Origin of the sequence: Actinomyces marseillensis (assembly GCF_900155605.1) — a bacterium.
GTDB lineage: Bacteria > Actinomycetota > Actinomycetes > Actinomycetales > Actinomycetaceae > Pauljensenia > Pauljensenia marseillensis.
In genome coordinates this window covers 1,092,926-1,111,087 of record NZ_LT707420.1, presented here as the reverse complement: position 1 = coordinate 1,111,087, position 18,162 = coordinate 1,092,926, and the positions used below count along the sequence as shown (strand labels likewise).

Sequence of the window (18,162 nt, the reverse complement as noted above, 5' to 3'; positions counted from 1 at the left end):
TACTGACAGGCAAGTATCGAGCCTGTCCACAGGGTGCGCGCGCCTTCGGCGTTTTCCACAGATTGCGCCAACGTACCCGCTCGAAGTGTCCTTGCGTACACAATGGAATTTATCCATGACAGTGCGGAGGAACAATGACGAACTCTCTCAGCCTTGAAATCAACGGGATTGACCCGGTCACGGTCGCTGCAGTCGACCTCATCGTTCAGACTCTGCCAAGTACAAGAATGCGCTTGGTCGATTCTCGACGGCTCAGCGCAGAATTAGCGCACCTATTCCCAGATGAGCCCCCGTTTCCGCGCCGCTCTCAAGCAATGCGTGTTCATCTTGAGCATCGCTACCCCGATCTACGCTATTGCAATTCGTATTCGCCCGTCGATCTGGCAATCGTGTCTTCTCAAGGTGCTCATAACCTTGAACAAAGCGATTCTTTCATGCTCGAAGATATTCCCCACGTCCTGAGCTGTCAGAGTGAGGGCTGGTGGGATATTGGCCCTCTTGTCATTCCAGGCATCACCTGCTGTGCTCGCTGCATCGATTCATCCTCGAGAGAAGGTAGCCCTCCAAAAGGACGAGACATTGCTCTGTGGCGCCTCGAGTCACCACTTCCGTGGCTCACTCATATGGCGGCCTCGTGGCTTTCTTTGATGATCTACGACTTTGCGCGTTTTGGCTGTGAACACTCCACCTGCACGAATCGTTTTCTTCGAATCTCGGCTTCGGGAGATGTTTCGTGGCATGAACTCAGCATCAACCCCGACTGTGGCTGTCACGGCGCGGCATCAAAAGACGCACTCTGCCTGCCAGAACCTGACTGTGAAAGGCGCTCCCCCGCTGGCGCGCATTGCCTCGCTTCACTGCCGCGTACCGAGTATGACCTACTCAGCCACAATCTTCGCTATCCCCTGGCTTCTTAAGCAGGATCAGTATCGACTGTGACCTCTTCACCTCGGATAATTGCCAAAATTTGAGGCCCGAAGTAGTCGATCTTGACTTCACCAATCCCTTTGATGACGCGAAGCTGAACAAGGGTTTTTGGCTGAGCAATTGCAACATCGCGCAGGGTTTTGTCGGTGAGGACCGCAAATGCGGGGATCAAACGCGCTTCGGCCTCGGCTTTTCTCCATGCACGCAAGCGCTCAAAAAGCTCGATGACTTCCGGGGAATTGTTTTCTTCAAAATCCGCGCGGGCCACTCGCGCTGCGCTCTTCTTGGAGCTGCCTCCTTCAAGCGCACCGCCTCGGCCCACCCGGGTTCGGTTCTTGTCGTCCCGAGGCCACAGATCTTTCAAGAAACGCGAGGCTTTGCGTTTTCCATTACCGCCATGACGAGAACGCGAGTATGAGACACAGAGGCGATCACGAGCACGCGTCATTCCCACATAGAGTAGGCGTTTCTCTTCTTCGATCGCGTCTTCTCCTTGAGCTAAGGAAATTGGGATCAGTCCTTCACTTACTCCCGCGACAAAGACGTTGTCCCATTCCAGTCCTTTTGCAGCATGAAGCGTTGAAAGCGTCACTCCTTGGGTTGCAGGTGCGGCCTGTGAGATCTCTCTTTCGGCAAGATCAGCGACGAAAGCTACGAAAGACGCATCCCTTCGCTGGCGCGCCATCTCAACGATTGCGTTGAGGTTATCCCAGCGTTCTCGAAGGGCTCCTTGCCCGCTGGGGGCCTTTGCACTCCACCCGGCAATTCCCACTAGGTCTTCGACCAATTGGACAAGGTCGCTCTCATCCTTGCCTTCGTTTCGCAACATGGTCGCCTGTTTCTTGAGCAGGTACATTGCGCGCCGTACTTCCTCACGTTCGAAGAAGCGCATTCCCGAGTGGACGATGAAAGGAATCCCGGCCTCGGCAAGTTGTGCCTCAAAGGACTCAGACTGTCCGTTGGTGCGGTACAAGATTGCGATCGAAGAATACGCCGCACCCGCCTCGTGGAGCGAGCGAATATCTTCCGCGATGCCTCGTGCTTCATCCGTGTCATCGTCAAAACTGCGATAACTGACGGGAACGCCGTCTTCTCTTTGAGACACCAGCTTCACTGCTCCCTTGAGCACCGAAGAATGTTGCCCTTTCATCAAAGTATTGGCGGCACTGACAATCTGCGGGGTCGAGCGATAGTCGCGCACAAGTTCGACAAGTCGCGCGCCTTTGTGCGCCTCAGCGAAATCTTGGAGGTAGCGCGGAGAGGCACCGGCGAAAGAATAAATTGTTTGCGCAACGTCTCCGACGACGCAAATATCGTGGCGCCCACCCAACCACAAGTTGAGCAAGTGCTGCTGCAACGCAGACACGTCCTGGTATTCATCGACGACGAAATAGCGATACTGGTCGCGGATCCGCTTGGCAATTGCCGGGTAATCTTGCAGGATTCCCGCGGTGAGGACTAGAACGTCCTCAAAATCAAGGACGCCTCGCTCTTCCTTGGCGATCTGATAGGCATCCATGACAGAGAGCACGTCGTCCACACTCAAATCTCCCGGCGTGGTGCGAGTATTCGCGCGAACGGTATCGGCATAAGCATCGGCGTCAAGCATGGAGACTTTCGCCCACTCAACTTCCGCCGCAAGATCGCGAACCAGCGCTTTATCCGCACGGATCCCCAAGCGCGCCGCTGCCGACGAAATCAACGAGGCCTTGTGCTCGATCAGCGGGGGCATCGACCCGCCAATGGTGCTGGGCCAAAAGAACTGCAATTGGCGCAGTGCCGCTGAGTGGAAAGTACGCGCTTGGACACCGGGAACACCTAAAGCTGCCAAACGCTCGCGCATTTCAACAGCCGCACGTTTAGTAAAGGTTACGGCCAAGACATTGGTCGGCTCATAAATCCCACGCGCGACGCCGTAGGCAATGCGATAGGTGATCGCACGAGTCTTTCCCGTCCCGGCTCCCGCGAGTACGGCCATGGGGCCGGCCGCATACTGAGCGACCATACGTTGGTCCGGGTCGAGAGCCTCCAGAAGTTTCTCGGCCGCGGATTCGTCGCGGGCGTTCACGAAGCCCGTCCAAGGTGATGGAGCCACATGTCGATCATCTTTCGTGCGATCGCGGTGTGAGTGGGAATCTCGAGTTCTCCCGATTCGACAAGGGTCATCAGTTCATCGCGAGTCACCCAACGCATGGCATCGACTTCGTCCATATCGGGTTGAGGAGTTGGGGTACCGTTCACCGAGGCGGTGAAGCCCATCATGACCGAGCGTGGGAATGGCCAGGGCTGAGTTGCGAAATAACGGACGTCTTCGACGTCGAGGTTTGCTTCTTCCTTGGCTTCGCGAACAACAGCGTGCTCGGGGGTTTCTCCTGCCTCCACGAATCCGGCGATCAGCGACATGAATGCGGGTGTCCACGATCGATTGTGCCCAAGGAGAATCCGGTCTTCTTCATCGGTAATCAAGACGATAACCGCAGGATCTTGGCGCGGGTATTCTAAACGATCGCACTGCACGCAGCGTTGGATTTCTCCCCCATTTTCACTGCACATCTGCCCGCCGCAGCACGAGCAATACTGGTTATTTTCTTGCCAGCGCAGTAATGCCAGTGCCCGTCCAGCACTGGTGCGATCCGCACTTTCCAAGTGCGCGGCCTCGTGACGCAAGGAAAGCCAGGAAAGTTCCTCCAACGGCACATCCCACTTATCGCGCAGGGAGGCAAGGCTTTCTTCGGATACGATCGCGATAAAACGCACAACCTCGCGCGAATCTACTCCGGCAAAGAACACGCGATCGCAGTCTTCAACTACTGCCCCCATATTCCACGCTTCGTAAAGCCCTTTGTTCACAGGGAGCACCGCGACCTTACCTTCAGTCGTCATCGCGAGGATGCGAAGCTCTTGTGCGTCTTTTTCGAGTTCTTTGAGGAGTGCACTATAGCCCCCGGGCGCGTTCAAGCGCTTCACCCACGCGCCAAGTTCACGCGGGAAAAACAGTTGTTCATCGGCAAAGGGAAGACCATTGATCGTGTCGAAAAGGGGCATGCTGTAACCGTAGCCGTCCTTCGCTTCAACCACAACGCAAATGAGCGTTAGGCTGGAGTCATGACTACTTCTCAGCTTCGCGCCGATGGGCGCACCCCCTCTCAGCTTCGCCCAATGTCTATCACTCGTTCCTGGGCAGGAACCGGCGAAGGATCTGCACTGATTGAATGTGGGAACACGCGCGTTTTGTGCGTTGCCTCGCTAACCGAGGGCGTGCCGCGATGGAAGCGCGACAGTGGAGAAGGCTGGGTGACCGCGGAGTATTCAATGCTCCCGCGCGCTACTTCCGAGCGCTCCCAGCGTGAATCCGTCAAGGGTAAAATCGGCGGCCGCACCCACGAAATTTCGCGTCTCATCGGCCGTTCGCTTCGCGCGATCGTTGATATCAAGGCCCTCGGAGAGAACACTCTGGTTCTTGACTGCGATGTTTTGCGAGCTGATGGCGGAACCCGCACCGCTTCCATTTCGGGCGCCTATGTTGCGCTTTACGAGGCCATTTCTTGGGGTATTTCGAAGGGGATCGTTGCGGCTTCTTCTCCCGAGAAGGTCCTCTCTGATTCTGTAAGCGCAATTTCCGTTGGCATCATTGATGGCACCCCCATGCTCGATCTTCCCTACGTTGAAGATGTGCGCGCGCAGACGGATATGAACGTTGTCCAGACGGGTTCGGGTTCTTTCGTTGAGGTTCAAGGAACCGCTGAGCATGCGCTCTTCTCCCGTACCGAGCTCGGCGAGCTCCTTGACTTGGCAACCACCGGTAACGCCCAGATCCGCGACCTCCAGGCACGCGCGTTGGCAGCGCAGCCGGGAGTTACCGTTTCTTCCGAGGCCACACTGTGAGCTCCGTACGCAGCGCAGATGCACCTCGCCTGGTTTTTGCGACCGGAAATGCCCACAAGGTTGCAGAGCTCGAGGCGATCATCGCTCCCCTCCTCCCCGAGGGTGCTGGCCGCATTGGCCGGATGAGCGATTTCGATGTTACCGAGCCCGTTGAAGATGGCGCTTCCTTCGAAGAGAATTCCCTGATCAAGGCCCGGTCTTTGTGCGCAGCAACCGGAATCGCTGCGCTCGCCGATGATTCCGGCCTGTGCGTGGACATCATGGGCGGCGCACCCGGGATCTTCTCTGCCCGATGGAGCGGAGCTCACGGGAACGACCGCGCGAACCTTGAGTTGCTTCTTGCTCAGCTCAGCGACGTCCCGCTCCATTTACGAGGCGCGGCATTCGTTTCTGCTGCAGCGCTTGTTCTGCCCGATGGCCGCGAGTTCGTTGAGCTCGGACGCGTCGAAGGACACCTGACGACCGCTCCGCAAGGCGAGCAAGGATTTGGCTACGATCCAATTTTTGTTCCCTCGGGTATGGATCGCACTGCCGCACAGCTCAGCGCGGAAGAAAAGAACGCGATTAGTCACCGCGGGATCGCTTTCCGCGCGCTTGCGCCGAGGATTATTGAGGTCCTAGCAGGCAACTAAGCAAGGCGCAGGAGGACGCGTGGCCAGATGGTGTGGAATTGTCCGGCTTCGCGGGGTTTTCTCTGCACCAAAGCGGTGTCTGCGAGTACTAGAAGTCGACAGACATGCCGGTCGTCGCAAGTTCCACGCGCCCGCCAAATGCTTGTTCCGCTTGGAAGCGCGTGGCCTCGGGATTATTCCACGGTTGGATATGCGTGAGGATGACTCTGCCAACTTCGGCACGCGCGGCAAGGGTACCTGCGCGGGTGCCATCCATGTGAATGCCCTCGACGGTATCTTCTTCAGTAAATCCGGCCTCGCTGAGGAGAAGATCAACCCCGCGAGCACCCTCAACGATGCTGTCGCATAGGTCAGTGTCACCGGTATAGAAGAAAGTACTGCGCGATCCAGAGGCATCGCCTTCTGAAAAACCAGAAGGGCCGCTAATGCGAATCCCGAAAGCCGGCACAGAGTGCCATGCCCGCGCTGCACTTAGGGTAAAGGGCCCCAGAGTCCATGTCTGAGTGTCGCGTAGTTCCTTGAAAATAAACTCTGTCGAGTAGTTTTCTTCTTCGCCAACTCCATCGATCTGGCGAACACGGCCGGGCAAACATGCCGGCCCCGCAAGAACCATGGGGTCACAATACGCGCCAGGTCCCCAGCGGCGGTAGACGTGCAGGGAAATGACATCTCCCATGTGGTCTGCGTGGCAGTGCGAGAAGATCACTGCATCGATATTGGTTGGCTCGATGTAGCGCCACAATTCACCGAAAGATCCTGGCCCCATGTCCAAGACAATGTTCCAGGTTCGCTGCCTCCCAGTTCTTTCATCGGGGCCGAGGGCTTGAAGCAGATAGCACGATGCCGGCGAATCCGGACCCGACATTGACCCCGTGCAGCCAATGATGCGAAGCCTCATTGGGCGCCTCCTTCTAGTGGGAGGGCGGGAACTTCACTGACGCTTTGGACCTCGGGCCCTAAGAAACGACGGGCAAGGATCGGGAAGCGTGAGGATGCATCGGTGGTGAGGAACTGATGCTGGGGTTCATCACTTGCGCCGCGGCGCGGTGCGTGGAGCAGATCACGGTCAACCAACTCGTTGTAGGTGACATTCGCCGTCGTTGCAGAAGAGGTCACCAAACGGACGGTATCCCCCATGACTCGGCCGATCACTCCGGTGAGAAGCGGGTAGTGCGTGCACCCCAGAATCAAGGTATCGACCCCTTCTTCTTTCAGGGGCGTAAGGTACTCGCGGGCGATTCCTTCCAATTCGGGGCCAGCCGTTTGCCCGGCCTCGACGTACTGGACGAAAAGTGGGCAGGCCTGTTGGAAGACTCGAAGACCCGGAACTGCGGCAAGAGCATTGACATAGGCTTCTGACTGGATAGTTGCTTGAGTTCCAATCACGCCGATTTTACGATTGTGCGTCGCGACAACAGCAGCGCGCGCAGCGGGGGTCACGACCTCGATGACGGGAATGCGCTGGCCAACCCAGTAGCGTTCGCGAGCGTCCGACAGCGCAGCAGCAGTCGCAGTATTGCAGGCAATAACCAGCGCCTTCGCCCCTGCCTCGACGAGGCGATCAAGGCCCCACAGTGTCAATTGGCGAACTTCAGCGATCGGACGCGGGCCATAGGGAGCGTGAGCCGTGTCCCCCAGGTAGACGATGTCTTCATCTGGAAGTTGATCGATGATGGCACGCGCAACCGTCAGCCCACCCAGGCCAGAGTCGAAAATACCAATCGGCGCGTTATCCATACAATGAAACTAACTCGCTTCACCCTGGAGATGCACTGATTTGAGCAGTGACTCTTGCCACCATGTCATCAGAAGGTAGATGGCTGCTGCACTTTGCTCGCGTGTTCCCTCAGGTTTTTCCTGAGCAATTGTCTCAATCCGGATCAGGTCCGAATCGTCGTGAATCCCAAGTTCCCCGGCCAAAGCAAGGCGCATGTCGGTCAGAGCACCCAGCCAATTCCACGTCGATTCTTCATCGAGAACGAGGTAGTTCGTCCCGTCGACCAGCACTTCGTTGAGTTGGTTACACACGGTGCGCAGACGCGCAGATTTTTGTGAACGCAGGGTATCTTCGGTCAGCGCGCGCAGCCGCGCAGCCTCCTGAGGATCTGCGCTCATGGGGGGAAGAAGGAAGTCGAGGGCAGGATCGATTGCCGCTGCGCGTTCACTTTCGAGTCCTGTCGCAGCGGATAAGAACATGGGGAAATCCCCCGGGTCGTCTAAGACCACGAGTATTTCGTGAATCAACTGCTGGATCAGAAGGTTGTAGTCCCTTCCAATCGGTGCGCTGATTCCCCGTCGTGAGACGGTAAAGGGGCCGATCACGTGGCACGCTCCAATGTTGATTGCACTCCGTAGTCGTGAAGTGTTTGTAGGTCTGCTTCGACGCGTTCACGTAGCCCAGTGGCGATGATGGCCTTTCCATCACTGTGCACCTGCAAAGTCAGTGCTTCGCACGTAGGACGCGGGTAACCGAAGTGCCGGTGAAGGACTTCGGCGATGTAGCCCAATGAGTTAATCGGGTCATCCCAGACAATGAGGTTCCACCTCGGCACCGACGCTTTTACGGTCCCGACATTGGGATTTTTCGCCGTCACAGGAACGCCCGACATACCTTAAGCCTACGCAGGAAATGCCCTCCTGTCTGCATTTTTGGCATTTCTTGCACATATTTCCACAGATGCGATTAGATTTGAGATATGCCCGCATCATTTGAAACGTCGCTTCTGACGGATATGTACGAATTCACCATGCTCGATGCCGCAATGAAGTCGGGAACTACGAACCGACATTGCGTCTTTGAATTATTCGGGCGTCGTCTTCCCGCCACTCGCCGCTACGGCGTCGTCGCGGGGACCGGTCGCGTTCTCGAGGCCATGGCGCGCTTCGAGTTCTCCCCCGAACAAATCCAGTGGTTGGCTGAGAAGAAAATCGTCTCAGACGCCGCGCTGGAATACCTTTCCGATTTCCGCTTTAAGGGCACGATTTCGGGCTACGCGGAAGGCGAATGCTATTTCCCAGGCTCCCCCTTACTCACCGTTGAGGGCACTTTCGCCGAATGTACCCTCCTCGAGACACTCCTCCTGTCGATCTACAACTACGACTGCGCAGTTGCTTCTGCTGCTTCACGAATGACAATTGCCGCGCACGGACGCCCCTGCCTGGACATGGGTGCACGCCGAGGCCACGAGCGCGCAGCTGTCTCTGCAGCACGCGCCTCAGTTATCGGCGGCTTTGCAGGCACTTCAGATCTCGAGGCCGGCAAGCGCTACGGCATCCCGGTGATCGGTACTGCCGCCCACGCATTCACCCTGCTTCACGACAGCGAACGCCAAGCGTTCGACGCTCAGATCGCTTCTCTTGGTCCCTCGACGACTCTCTTGGTTGATACCTACAACGTCACCGAGGGTGTGAAGACCGCTGTCGAGGCCGCGCGCGCAGCAGGTGGAGAGCTTGGCGCCGTGCGCTTGGACAGTGGCGACCTCGTCGCTCAGGCCTTTACGGTTCGCGGACAACTGGATGCGCTCGGTGCGACCTCCACGAAGATCACTGTGACTTCCGATTTGGATGAGTACGCTATTGCTGCTCTGGGGGCTGCGCCCGTCGATTCTTACGGTGTTGGCACACGTCTGATTACCGGTTCCGGCGTCCCCACCGCCGCCTTGGTATACAAACTCGTATCCCGCGAGGACAGTGACGGAAATATGGTGGGTGTTGCGAAGAAGTCTGCTTCGAAGAACACCGTTGCCGGTAAGAAGTATGCCGGTCGTCTTTACGATGAAGACGGCTATGCCAGCGAGGAAGTCTTGGTGACGGGAAGCGCTGAAGAAGCTGCAGCTTTCTTTGAGGAAAACGGCGCGCGTCCCCTGCAGGTTCCACTCATTGTTGACGGTGAGATCTTGGCCGAGGGATGGAGCTCTGAGGCTCTGGCTCAGGCACAGGCTCGTCACTTGCGCTCGCGTAATGAATTGCCTTACCAAGCATGGCGCCTCTCCGAAGGCGAACCTGCTATTCCAACGCGTTACGTCTAAGGACTCAACGCTGTTTGCGGCCGTGGGGCTGCGGTGATTCCTTTCACCGCAGCCCCACACCTGTCTATCGTTTCCAAGTCAGCTAGCCTCGGATAAACCGCCTACCCGCGCCCGACAAACCACTCGCGTAAGAGCGCGATACGGGCTTCGATCTGTTCGGTTGTGGCCTGAGCGACCTCGGGGCCGCCGGCTCGCCTGCGCAGTTCCGCGTGAATCGTCGCGTGAGCTTGCCCTGAACGCCTCGACCATGAAGAAACCAGGCGAGAGAGCTCCTTGCGTTTTGCCGCGCGCACGCGGTGAGCGGGGATATTCGCGTTGTCCTCGCGTGCACGCCTCGCACTGGCCTCACGGCGCTGGGTGGCAAGCTGTTCTTCTTGGCGCGCTCGAAGCAAAGTCGTTACCTGTTCGGGTTCCAAGAGACCCGGGATCCCCAAGTATTCTTGCTCTTCAACAGAGCCCACATCGGCCTCGGTCCCCCAAGCCGCCCCGTCAAACAGGACAGAATCAAATTGTGCATCCGCGCCCAAGGCCTCGAATTGGTTGAGAAGATCACTCGAGGCGCTCTCGGTCTTGTTCGCCTGAGCAACCATGGCGTCTTCGGGGTTCCACATGTCCCCCTCTTTCGAGGGAGGCCGGTTCAGCGCATGATCGCGCTGAACTTCCATCTCCCCGGCCAAATTCAGCAGGGGAAGAACGGAGGGAATGAAAACCGTCGCAGTTTCGCCTCGGCGCCTGGCGCGCACAAAACGCCCAACCGCCTGCGCAAAGAAAAGGGAAGTCGAGGCGTTGGTTGCGTACACCCCCACGCTCAGTCGGGGAACGTCCACGCCTTCGGAGACCATACGCACCGCGACCATCCACTTATCGGTCGATTCGCGGAACTCATCGATGCGCTCGGAGGCATCGGCGTCGTCCGAGAGGACAACGGTTGGCCGATGCCCAGTGATCGCACGCAGCTGGCGAGCGTACGCGCGAGCTTTATCTTGATCTGCGGCAATCACCAGACCACCGGCGTCAGGGACTTGGCGACGCACTTCTTCCAGGCGCTGATCAGCCGCTTGGAGAACGGCGCTCATCCATTCTCCCTTGGGATCCAAAGCGGTTCGCCACGCCTGTTTCATGAGGTCCTTCGTGAGAGGTTCTCCAAGGCGCGCGGTGTAGATATCTCCCGCGTTCGTTCGCCACGACATCTGTCCCGAGTAGGACATGAAGAGCACCGGACGCACAACGAAGTCGCGCAGAGCATCGCCGTACCCGTAGGTGAAGTCGGCTTGAGAGCGCTTGATCCCCTCTTCGTCTTCTTCGTAGCGAACGAATGGGATGGCGGAGGTGTCGGAACGGAAAGGAGTGCCGGTGAGGGCAAGGCGGCGCGTGGCCTCGTCAAAAGCATCGCGAATGCCATCGCCCCACGACAGGGAATCTCCCGCGTGGTGAATCTCGTCGAGGATCACCAGGGTGCGGTGCAGGCGCGTGCGCGCGGCATGAACCATGGGATTAGACGCAACCTGCGCGTAGGTGACCGCCACTCCGTCAAAGTGCGATCCTGCCATTCCCTGCGAGTTCGAAAATGCGGGGTCGATGTGGATTCCTACGCGACCCGCTGCCTCGGCCCACTGGCTCTTGAGGTGTTCGGTCGGGCAAACGATCGTCACTTTGTCAACTACTCCGGCGCCCATCAGCTCGACCGCGATGCGCAGAGCAAAGGTCGTTTTGCCGGCACCCGGGGTTGCAACGGCAAGGAAATCCTTGGGAGAGGCAGCCATGTACTGTTCCAAGGCTGCAGCTTGCCACGCTCGAAGGCTACCCGCGGTCCCCCAGGGGGCTCGGCGGGGAAAAGCGGGAGGAAGAGAAGTGACTGCGGAAGAAGAAGCGTGCAAAGGGCCTTGCGCGGCGGGAGTCACTGCGCGCTGCCCCCCTGATCTCCCCCATCAGAGAAGGGCCAATTGCGCCCGTTCTTGCCCATCGAATCACGAAGTTCCTTGCATGTGGGGCACACGGGGTACTTAGAGGCATCCCGAGTGGGAATCCAGACCTTGCCGCAGAGGGCAACAACGGGTTGCCCCGTGATCATTGAGGAATCAGCCTTGTCGCGGCGCACGAAGTGAGCGAAACGATCGCCGTCGCCGGGGCTTTTCTCTTGTTCAACCTCGGTGCGCTCAAGCAGACCTGTCGAAGACTGGGTTTGCGGGCCCTGCGGCGCGGAAGATCCCTGGGGTTCATCGAGAAAAGACATGTGCCCTATTGTATGACGCGGCCGCTTCCGATGTGGATCAGAAACGGCCGCGAATACTGGAATTACGCTTGGTGCTTAGCCCAGACCTCGCGGTAGAAATCGGCCAGTTCCAGGCCGACTGCTGCGTCTTCGTCCAGGAGGACGACCGCGTTGGGGTGCATCTGGAGGATCGTCGCAGGCCAACGTGCAGAAATCGCGCCTTCGACCAGCTGACGAACGGCCTCTGCCTTACCCGCGCCGGTGGCGATCAAGAGTGCTTCTCCGGATTCCATGATGGTTCCTAGGCCCTGGGTGATGCAGTGGGTCGGAACCTTGGTGATGTCTCCGTCGAAGAAGCGCGCGTTGTCGCGGCGGGTCTGCTCGGTGAGCACGTCGACGTGGGTGCGCGAGGCAAAGGACCCGCCGGGCTCGTTGAAGCCGATGTGTCCGTCTGCGCCGATTCCGAGAATCTGGAGGTCAATGCCGCCGGCGTCGCGGATTGCCTTGTCGTAGTCTGCTGCGGCCTGATCGTTGTCGCCGGTCCACACGTTGGGGCCGTGCGCGGCGCCCTTGGGGAAATCTACGCGGTCGACAAGGAAACGGTGGATGAAGTTTGCGTAGCCTTCGGGGTGGTCTTCGGGCAGGCCGACATATTCGTCGAGGTTGAAGGACTGGGTCTGGGCGAAGGAGATTTGGCCTGCTTCGCAGCGCTTTGTCAGTTCGTCGTAGAGAGGAAGAGGGGTCGATCCCGTTGCGAGGCCAAGAACAGCGGTGGGCTTGCGCGCGAGGAGCTGTTGGATACGGTCGGCTGCGACGACGGCAATATCTTCGGGGGTGGGCAGGATGGCAATCCGCATTGAAACTCCTCATTGATGTTGGGATCGCAAGGCGCGGGCGAGGCTGTGGCCGCTTCAGTATGGGGTTACGAGGCCAAGCAACGAACACGCCTGTGTGTACAGTTTGTGTACCTTCAGCTTACACCCAGCTTTGGAGCGAGGAGAAATAGGCGGGTGTGATCTGTGCGAGATACAGTTGTGCCCCGATCACGAAGACCGGGGCACACTATTCACGCGTGCGTTGGGACGCAAAAGATTGCGTCAACGCATTTCAGCGTAGAGCTGAGGTCACTTGGCGACAGCCTTCTTCAGGGTGGAGCCAGCGGAGAGCTTGACGCCGAAGCCTGCGGGGATCTTGATTTCTTCGCCGGTACGGGGGTTACGGCCGGTGCGGGCTGCACGCTCAACGCGCTCGACGGAGAGCAGGCCGGTCACCTTGACGGTCTCACCCTTGGACAGGGACTCAACGAGGACATCCTGGAACGCAGCAAGGGCGGCGTCAGCGTGGACCTTCGAGATGTTGGCGCGCTCGGCGATCTTGGCAACAAGTTCAGTGCGGTTGACGGACATAGAAAAACCTCATTCTTGTCGGTTATGGATGCCACTTTGGTGGCTTCAGGGAACAGATTAGGGAATGAATCCCAGTTTTGTCAGCTTTTCCGCGACTTTTCGGGGCGTGTCTTAATTTTTTGGAGTTTTTTGAGCGCTTTTTGTGTCGAGCGACACAGAATTGCTCTTCTTGCACCTCAGTTACGGCTTGATCGCAGTTCGATGACGATTGATGAAAATGTCTTCAAACCGGAGCAAAGGACGGTAGTGTGCGAACTAGTCGACGAAGACCGCTTGGAGGATGGCTGCCATGGGAGTTCCCAATGTCACGATCGGAGAAATTTCGTAATGGTCAAAAGACAGCCAACAGCCCTGCTTCTGAGCACCGCTCTCACAATTCCACTATTACTCGCCGGATGCACACAGCATTACGAAGTGAAAGAACCCATGTCACAACCCTGCCAAACGGCCGCAGTACATTCCAACGCCGTCTTCTACCCAGTCCAAGGAAGCATCGATCCGAGTTTTGTCTTTTCAGGAGCCTGGATTGAAAACGGCAGAATGAAAACAACTCTAGATGGCGGGTGGGCATACGATCCTCCACTACCTGGTTATAACGGTGACCTCATTGAAGGAGAGCCTGTCACAATCCCCGGCACCGGAACCTTCGAGCTCACCGGCATCACTCTTTCACGATGGGGCAACTCACCAGAAACAATCACTTTCTGCTTCACACCCGACCCCAATCTGCTCGACAACGCCAAAGAACACCTACCGCCAGGCCAAACACTCCCACCCCAAGACGAGCACTAGGAAAACCTCATACTGCGACAGCGACTTATGCTTGAATCATGAATTCGTCTGTTCTCTCGCCATCATCCCTATCCCACGATTCCAGCATCGTACTCGTGGTGATTTTCATTGGTTTTCTGAGCATTGCAGCATTCAAGCGCTTGATTTGGTGGGCCCTCAAAGAAACAGACTATTCCGATCAAAAGAAACAGAATCTTGTCAATAAGTGGGGACTCCTCCCCTACACTGCACTGAGTATCTACTCATTAGCGCACGCAAAAGCACTCTTGTTTTGTGCGTCAGAGTGCACCTTTCGCGTATCCAATGTCGCTATCGTATTCTTCTTTCTCCCCACGCTTGCGACCATTGCCTACATCGTGACAGAGGTTTCTTTCGTCCAAAGTGCCATCATCTGGATTCTCGATAAAGTCATTCCCGGACGACGAACAACTCAGAATCAGGCGAAACCACGACATCGAAAATAGTGCGGACGTCTCAGTCCTCGAACTCCAAGAAGGGAAGAGATCACACAAGGAGTTCAGCACATTAAAAGCTACTGGACGTACACGGAAAATATCCCGACACATGCAGTATTCGATTTGAAGGATGTCCGCACGTACGCTCGATTTCTTCCACTGATCTTGATTCAACAGATCCCGTTTCCACACCCTCACGTGACCAGCAAGCGACGGCCTCACCCAGCCGGAGACGTGGATTCTTTACGCTCTCCGGGGTGGTCATCATCGCGATTGCAGCGAGCGGAGCTTATGCCTTTACCGCGCATTCAACTGCCGCGGCCGTGAAAGATGTTCAAGCTCAATTGGTCGATGCAGAAAATGACTTCACTACTGCACGCGCCGCTGCACAGGCTTCTATCGCTTTGGCTGACGAATACGCTCTCGCTTCCGAGAACGTAACCGCACTTAAAGCTACTTACGCTGATTCGGACGCGACTGTTACCGCTCTGACTGAGGCTCCCAACAATACGAAGGCCAGTAACGAGAAGATCGAGTCGCTGAAGAAGGTCCTCGATCAGGCTAAGACCTCCACCAACAAGCTCAACGCTGCTCTGGCCCCCATCGCGGGTGAACTCGACGATCTGACCATTAAGAAGCTTGATGAGGCTGCCAACAAGGCAGATCAAGCCCTGAATGACGCGAAGAATCTCATGGGTGAAACCGATGGGAAAGTCAAGGACAATGCGACCCGTGACGGCTTACAGTCCACCATCGACGACACCACGAAGACTATTGACGAAGCACACGAAGCTGTGAAGAATCGCTCGCACGTGGGCGATGACCGCAAGTGGAACGTCGATGAGGAAAAGAAGCTCACCGATGCTGTACATGCTTTGGGCGAGAAGTCGAATCAGGTTCGCGATTCACGAGGCCAGTGGGAAGCCGAGCAGGCCTCTGCTGCTTCGTCCAGCGTTGGGGCTTCTCGCTCGACCGGCGCTTCCTCTTCCCATTCACGTTCTAACGGTGGCGGCTCCGCCTCACAGTCAGCCGGTTCCGCTGGCGCTTCTCAGGGACGCTCCAGCGGAGAAACATACTGGACTTATACCGAAGAATCAGACCCCAGCCTCGGCTACAACTGCACTCTCAAGACCAACGGTTCTACCACCTGCCATGACAATAGCGGCAACGAGATTTACAAGGATGGACAGTGGTCCAACGGCAACCCGAACGGACGCTGGAGTGAAGGTGGCCGCTGACCTCACGCAACCCCGGCCTCGGCAATCAACTGACGCACAGAAGCTAGCGGGTGCGGAGAACTGAATAAACGCGAGCGCCGAGGCCTCGAAACCCCACGTGGATTTCAGACCTCGGCGCTAGTTCGTATCGAATCAGTCGTCGTAGTGCTTGGTGCGCTCGATATCTTCTTCGATCTGCTCGCGAGTCACTCCACGAACATCAAGCTCAGCGAGCGGTGTCATGCGGTCCTTCTTGATGAGGTGGTAGCCCAGCCAGACTCCCAAGAAGAGCGGGACACCAATGTATGCCGAGATGATCTCCCACATCTGGCCAAGGAAGATCGCCTCGTAGTTCTGGCCGAGAAGCACGATCAGACACATACCGAAAGCCAAAATCGGTCCGAAGGGGAAGAATGGCGCGCAATACGGCAGGTCCTCGAGCTTGTAACCCTGGAGCAGGTAGGCGCGACGGAAACGAATATGGCACGCCGCAATACCTAGCCACATAAAGATTCCCGAAACACCGACGATACTCACCAACCAGGTGTATGCCGTTCCCTCACCAACCAGCGCCGTGCAGAAGCCAAGAGCCGAAACGGCAGCAGTAGCGAGCATCGCATTAAGCGGGACTCCCCTCTTCGTCACGTGGCAGAAAACGCGGGGGGCCTGGCCAATGAGAGCCATCGAGTGCAGCATTCGCGAAGAGGCATAGAGGCCCGAGTTACCGGCCGAGAGAATCGACGTCAAGATGACCGCATTCATCACGGCTGCGGCGGCTGCGATGCCCAAACGGTCGAAGACCAGGGTGAAGGGCGAGTATGCGATATCCGATTCACTGCTGCGCAACAGGTTCGGGTCAGTGAATGGAATCAGCGTACCGATAATGGCGATAGCACCAATGTAGAAGAACATGATGCGCCAGAAGACCGACTTAATGGCGCGAGGCACATCACGGTGAGGATTGCCCGATTCTGCTGCAGCAACGCCAACAAGCTCGGTTCCTTGGAATGAGAAGCCGGCGATCATAAAGATCGTGACGATCGGCAAGAATCCGCCATGGAAGGGCGCGTCTTCAATGCGCCAGTTCGCAAAGCCAGGCGACCCGTTGCCCAAAATGCCGAAGATCATGGCAACACCGGAGACCAGGAAGACGATGATGGTCACGACCTTAATGGTTGCCAGCCAGAACTCGGCTTCGCCATAAACCCGCGCACTAAGCGCGTTCAAAACGGTGAGAAGGACAAGGAAGCCCGCTGCCCACATCCACCCAGGAACGTCCGGGAACCAGTAGGACATGACGATTCCCGAGGCGACAAGGTCAGCTGAGACCGTTACGGCCCAGTTAAACCAGTAGTTCCACCCCATCGCGAAGCCAAAGGAAGGGCTAATGAAGCGCGCGGCATAGGTTTGGAAGTTGCCGACAACCGGCATGTGCGCGCTCATTTCACCGAGCGACTGCATCAGGAGAAGTACCATGAGGCCGATTGCCGTGTAGGCGACGAGCGCGCCCCCCGGACCGGCCGTTGAAACCGTAGCGCCCGAGGCGACGAAGAGACCGGTTCCGATCGCACCGCCGATGGCGATCATCTGCATGTGTCGACCGCTCAGACCACGCTTGAGATCTGTGCGCTCAGCGACCTTCCCGCAACCGCCGCATTGCTGCGCATCGAGGCCTGCAGAATCTTCTTTTATTTGAGGTTGCGACCAGAACATAATGATTCTCCTACGAATCTTTTGTGACCTGAGCCAAGGCTCAAGTTAGTGGTACGAGTGTACTACTATGCATCGCCAATACTATTCATTCCCAGCGTAATCGCAGAAATTTTGCAGCAGAAATGGCAAGATTGCGGACTTTTCTTTCTTTTTACGATCCCATTAATTGGACAAGCGGACACAGCTTATGAGGAACAGCCATCGTTTAGGCCAATCCACACGCCTAAACTATGTCTATTTTCCAATATTTATGTAACGCACTATCGAGAAGCTCAAAGGCGGTGAGGCGAACATCACGACCTTCAGAAAGCGCAGAAACGGCAGCGCCATCAACAAGCGCAATAACAACTTCAGCCGGAAGGTCAACCCCGACCGCCGACAAAACAGTTGTTACCGCAATATTGAGTCGAACACGACCGAATTGATATGCACTGGCCACAAGCGCCGCTCCGCCCGCGGAGACGAGCTGCTCATAGTGCCCTTTAAGATTTTCATCATCAGGAAGCGTCGCAGAAAGGATCAAATCGATCCGTTCCTTTACCGAAGCATCACTCTTGAGCTTGCGAGCTCTAAACGCAGCACGTTCGGCACGCTCAGACCAACGACTCATGTTAGCCAGACCCGCTTGATGAAGAAGATCCTCAAGACCGTCAAAATAGTATGTTGTTGCGGATAAAGAGCACCCGGCAAGCCGCGCGACGGAACGGTGTGAAACCGCTTCCGGACCACCCTCACGAAGCAAGGTGGCAGCAGCGTCAATGATCAGCTGGCGCTTATCGAAGCCTTTTCGCGTACTTGCAGTGTGCGAGATTGCGCCAGCAGACATCTGGGTCCCCTTTCTAGTACGAGCGTCCTAAAAAATCTTATTTATTCAGGGTTATGCGCTTAACGGTCA

Annotated in this window: 19 protein-coding genes; 7 read left to right on the top strand and 12 right to left on the bottom strand. The window is 57.0% G+C overall.

Annotated features, from left to right (window positions below; all coding sequences use genetic code 11):
- Nucleotides 1-134: 134 nt before the first annotated feature.
- Entirely contained in the window at nucleotides 135-917 is a 783-nt protein-coding gene (locus tag BQ8011_RS04880; RefSeq protein ID WP_072455328.1) for a hypothetical protein, read from the top strand.
- Here BQ8011_RS04880 and BQ8011_RS04875 read toward each other — a convergent pair.
- On the bottom strand, nucleotides 914-3,022 hold the full coding sequence (locus tag BQ8011_RS04875; RefSeq protein WP_407639761.1) for an ATP-dependent helicase: 2,109 nt from the start codon (nucleotides 3,020-3,022) through the stop codon (nucleotides 914-916). The genes BQ8011_RS04880 and BQ8011_RS04875 overlap by 4 nt on opposite strands.
- Nucleotides 2,992-3,972, bottom strand: coding sequence for an NAD(+) diphosphatase (gene nudC, locus BQ8011_RS04870; RefSeq protein WP_231945267.1), 981 nt, complete (start codon nucleotides 3,970-3,972; stop codon nucleotides 2,992-2,994). The genes BQ8011_RS04875 and nudC overlap by 31 nt, the downstream gene beginning before the upstream one ends.
- 60 nt (nucleotides 3,973-4,032) lie before the next feature.
- On the opposite strand from nudC, the gene rph reads away from it, so the two are divergent.
- Together rph and rdgB are read left to right on the top strand one after the other, a co-directional pair.
- Nucleotides 4,033-4,812, top strand: coding sequence for a ribonuclease PH (gene rph / locus BQ8011_RS04865; RefSeq protein WP_072455322.1), 780 nt, complete (start codon nucleotides 4,033-4,035; stop codon nucleotides 4,810-4,812).
- Entirely contained in the window at nucleotides 4,809-5,444 is a 636-nt protein-coding gene (gene rdgB / locus BQ8011_RS04860; RefSeq protein WP_072455320.1) for an RdgB/HAM1 family non-canonical purine NTP pyrophosphatase, read from the top strand. Before rph ends, rdgB begins: the two co-directional genes overlap by 4 nt.
- A gap of 88 nt (nucleotides 5,445-5,532) precedes the next feature.
- Here the strand turns inward: rdgB and BQ8011_RS04855 are convergent, their stop codons facing one another.
- Genes BQ8011_RS04855 through BQ8011_RS04840 form a run of 4 tightly spaced genes read right to left on the bottom strand, consistent with a single transcriptional unit; the run spans nucleotide 5,533 to nucleotide 8,053 of the window.
- Nucleotides 5,533-6,342 carry an MBL fold metallo-hydrolase gene (locus tag BQ8011_RS04855; RefSeq protein WP_072455318.1) on the bottom strand — a complete coding sequence of 270 codons (810 nt, stop codon included), beginning with the start codon at nucleotides 6,340-6,342 and terminating at the stop codon, nucleotides 5,533-5,535.
- The gene (gene murI / locus BQ8011_RS04850; protein WP_072455316.1) at nucleotides 6,339-7,181 is read right to left on the bottom strand and encodes a glutamate racemase; all 843 of its coding nucleotides are present in this window, start codon (nucleotides 7,179-7,181) and stop codon (nucleotides 6,339-6,341) included. Before murI ends, BQ8011_RS04855 begins: the two co-directional genes overlap by 4 nt.
- Before the next feature lie 9 nt (nucleotides 7,182-7,190).
- A complete protein-coding gene (locus BQ8011_RS04845) occupies nucleotides 7,191-7,766 on the bottom strand; it encodes a DUF2017 family protein (protein ID WP_072455314.1) in 576 nt (191 codons plus the stop codon).
- Nucleotides 7,763-8,053 (bottom strand): ATP-dependent Clp protease adaptor ClpS, encoded by a 291-nt coding sequence (locus tag BQ8011_RS04840; RefSeq protein WP_072455312.1) that lies wholly within the window; start codon nucleotides 8,051-8,053, stop codon nucleotides 7,763-7,765. Before BQ8011_RS04840 ends, BQ8011_RS04845 begins: the two co-directional genes overlap by 4 nt.
- Nucleotides 8,054-8,140: 87 nt before the next feature.
- On the opposite strand from BQ8011_RS04840, the gene BQ8011_RS04835 reads away from it, so the two are divergent.
- The gene (locus BQ8011_RS04835; RefSeq protein ID WP_072455310.1) at nucleotides 8,141-9,472 is read left to right on the top strand and encodes a nicotinate phosphoribosyltransferase; all 1,332 of its coding nucleotides are present in this window, start codon (nucleotides 8,141-8,143) and stop codon (nucleotides 9,470-9,472) included.
- Between the two features lie 101 nt (nucleotides 9,473-9,573).
- On the opposite strand, the gene BQ8011_RS04830 is transcribed toward BQ8011_RS04835, so the two are convergent.
- The 4 genes from BQ8011_RS04830 to BQ8011_RS04815 form a co-directional block, all read right to left on the bottom strand.
- Nucleotides 9,574-11,349 (bottom strand): DEAD/DEAH box helicase, encoded by a 1,776-nt coding sequence (locus BQ8011_RS04830; protein WP_072457653.1) that lies wholly within the window; start codon nucleotides 11,347-11,349, stop codon nucleotides 9,574-9,576.
- Nucleotides 11,350-11,369: 20 nt separating this feature from the next.
- Nucleotides 11,370-11,705, bottom strand: coding sequence for a DUF3039 domain-containing protein (locus BQ8011_RS04825; RefSeq protein WP_072455308.1), 336 nt, complete (start codon nucleotides 11,703-11,705; stop codon nucleotides 11,370-11,372).
- A 62-nt stretch (nucleotides 11,706-11,767) separates the two neighbouring features.
- Nucleotides 11,768-12,541 carry a glucosamine-6-phosphate deaminase gene (nagB, locus tag BQ8011_RS04820; protein ID WP_072455307.1) on the bottom strand — a complete coding sequence of 258 codons (774 nt, stop codon included), beginning with the start codon at nucleotides 12,539-12,541 and terminating at the stop codon, nucleotides 11,768-11,770.
- Nucleotides 12,542-12,808: 267 nt separating this feature from the next.
- Nucleotides 12,809-13,090 (bottom strand): HU family DNA-binding protein, encoded by a 282-nt coding sequence (locus tag BQ8011_RS04815; RefSeq protein ID WP_009409106.1) that lies wholly within the window; start codon nucleotides 13,088-13,090, stop codon nucleotides 12,809-12,811.
- A 414-nt stretch (nucleotides 13,091-13,504) separates the two neighbouring features.
- Between BQ8011_RS04815 and BQ8011_RS04810 the strand changes: the two genes are divergently transcribed.
- The 3 genes from BQ8011_RS04810 to BQ8011_RS04800 all read left to right on the top strand — a co-directional run bounded on the left by BQ8011_RS04810 (nucleotide 13,505) and on the right by BQ8011_RS04800 (nucleotide 15,575).
- On the top strand, nucleotides 13,505-13,882 hold the full coding sequence (locus BQ8011_RS04810; protein ID WP_157884987.1) for a hypothetical protein: 378 nt from the start codon (nucleotides 13,505-13,507) through the stop codon (nucleotides 13,880-13,882).
- 38 nt (nucleotides 13,883-13,920) lie between these two features.
- Nucleotides 13,921-14,346, top strand: coding sequence for a hypothetical protein (locus BQ8011_RS04805; RefSeq protein WP_072455303.1), 426 nt, complete (start codon nucleotides 13,921-13,923; stop codon nucleotides 14,344-14,346).
- 248 nt (nucleotides 14,347-14,594) lie between these two features.
- Nucleotides 14,595-15,575 (top strand): hypothetical protein, encoded by a 981-nt coding sequence (locus BQ8011_RS04800; RefSeq protein WP_072455301.1) that lies wholly within the window; start codon nucleotides 14,595-14,597, stop codon nucleotides 15,573-15,575.
- A gap of 132 nt (nucleotides 15,576-15,707) precedes the next feature.
- On the opposite strand, the gene BQ8011_RS04795 is transcribed toward BQ8011_RS04800, so the two are convergent.
- On the bottom strand, nucleotides 15,708-17,267 hold the full coding sequence (locus BQ8011_RS04795) for an amino acid permease (protein WP_231945265.1): 1,560 nt from the start codon (nucleotides 17,265-17,267) through the stop codon (nucleotides 15,708-15,710).
- A 223-nt stretch (nucleotides 17,268-17,490) separates the two neighbouring features.
- A complete protein-coding gene (locus BQ8011_RS04790; protein ID WP_083429930.1) occupies nucleotides 17,491-18,093 on the bottom strand; it encodes a TetR/AcrR family transcriptional regulator in 603 nt (200 codons plus the stop codon).
- Between the last annotated feature and the right edge of the window lie 69 nt (nucleotides 18,094-18,162).

Bases quoted from the DNA above. Each gene is read 5' to 3' on its own strand.
- BQ8011_RS04880 (WP_072455328.1), top strand. From the start codon at position 135: ATGACGAACTCTCTCAGCCTTGAAATCAACGGGATTGACCCGGTCACG.
- nudC (WP_231945267.1), bottom strand. From the start codon at position 3,972: ATGCCCCTTTTCGACACGATCAATGGTCTTCCCTTTGCCGATGAACAA.
- rph (WP_072455322.1), top strand. From the start codon at position 4,033: ATGACTACTTCTCAGCTTCGCGCCGATGGGCGCACCCCCTCTCAGCTT.
- BQ8011_RS04855 (WP_072455318.1), bottom strand. From the start codon at position 6,342: ATGAGGCTTCGCATCATTGGCTGCACGGGGTCAATGTCGGGTCCGGAT.
- murI (WP_072455316.1), bottom strand. From the start codon at position 7,181: ATGGATAACGCGCCGATTGGTATTTTCGACTCTGGCCTGGGTGGGCTG.
- BQ8011_RS04840 (WP_072455312.1), bottom strand. From the start codon at position 8,053: ATGTCGGGCGTTCCTGTGACGGCGAAAAATCCCAATGTCGGGACCGTA.
- BQ8011_RS04835 (WP_072455310.1), top strand. From the start codon at position 8,141: ATGCCCGCATCATTTGAAACGTCGCTTCTGACGGATATGTACGAATTC.
- BQ8011_RS04825 (WP_072455308.1), bottom strand. From the start codon at position 11,705: ATGTCTTTTCTCGATGAACCCCAGGGATCTTCCGCGCCGCAGGGCCCG.
- nagB (WP_072455307.1), bottom strand. From the start codon at position 12,541: ATGCGGATTGCCATCCTGCCCACCCCCGAAGATATTGCCGTCGTCGCA.
- BQ8011_RS04815 (WP_009409106.1), bottom strand. From the start codon at position 13,090: ATGTCCGTCAACCGCACTGAACTTGTTGCCAAGATCGCCGAGCGCGCC.
- BQ8011_RS04805 (WP_072455303.1), top strand. From the start codon at position 13,921: ATGAATTCGTCTGTTCTCTCGCCATCATCCCTATCCCACGATTCCAGC.
- BQ8011_RS04795 (WP_231945265.1), bottom strand. From the start codon at position 17,267: ATGTTCTGGTCGCAACCTCAAATAAAAGAAGATTCTGCAGGCCTCGAT.
- BQ8011_RS04790 (WP_083429930.1), bottom strand. From the start codon at position 18,093: ATGTCTGCTGGCGCAATCTCGCACACTGCAAGTACGCGAAAAGGCTTC.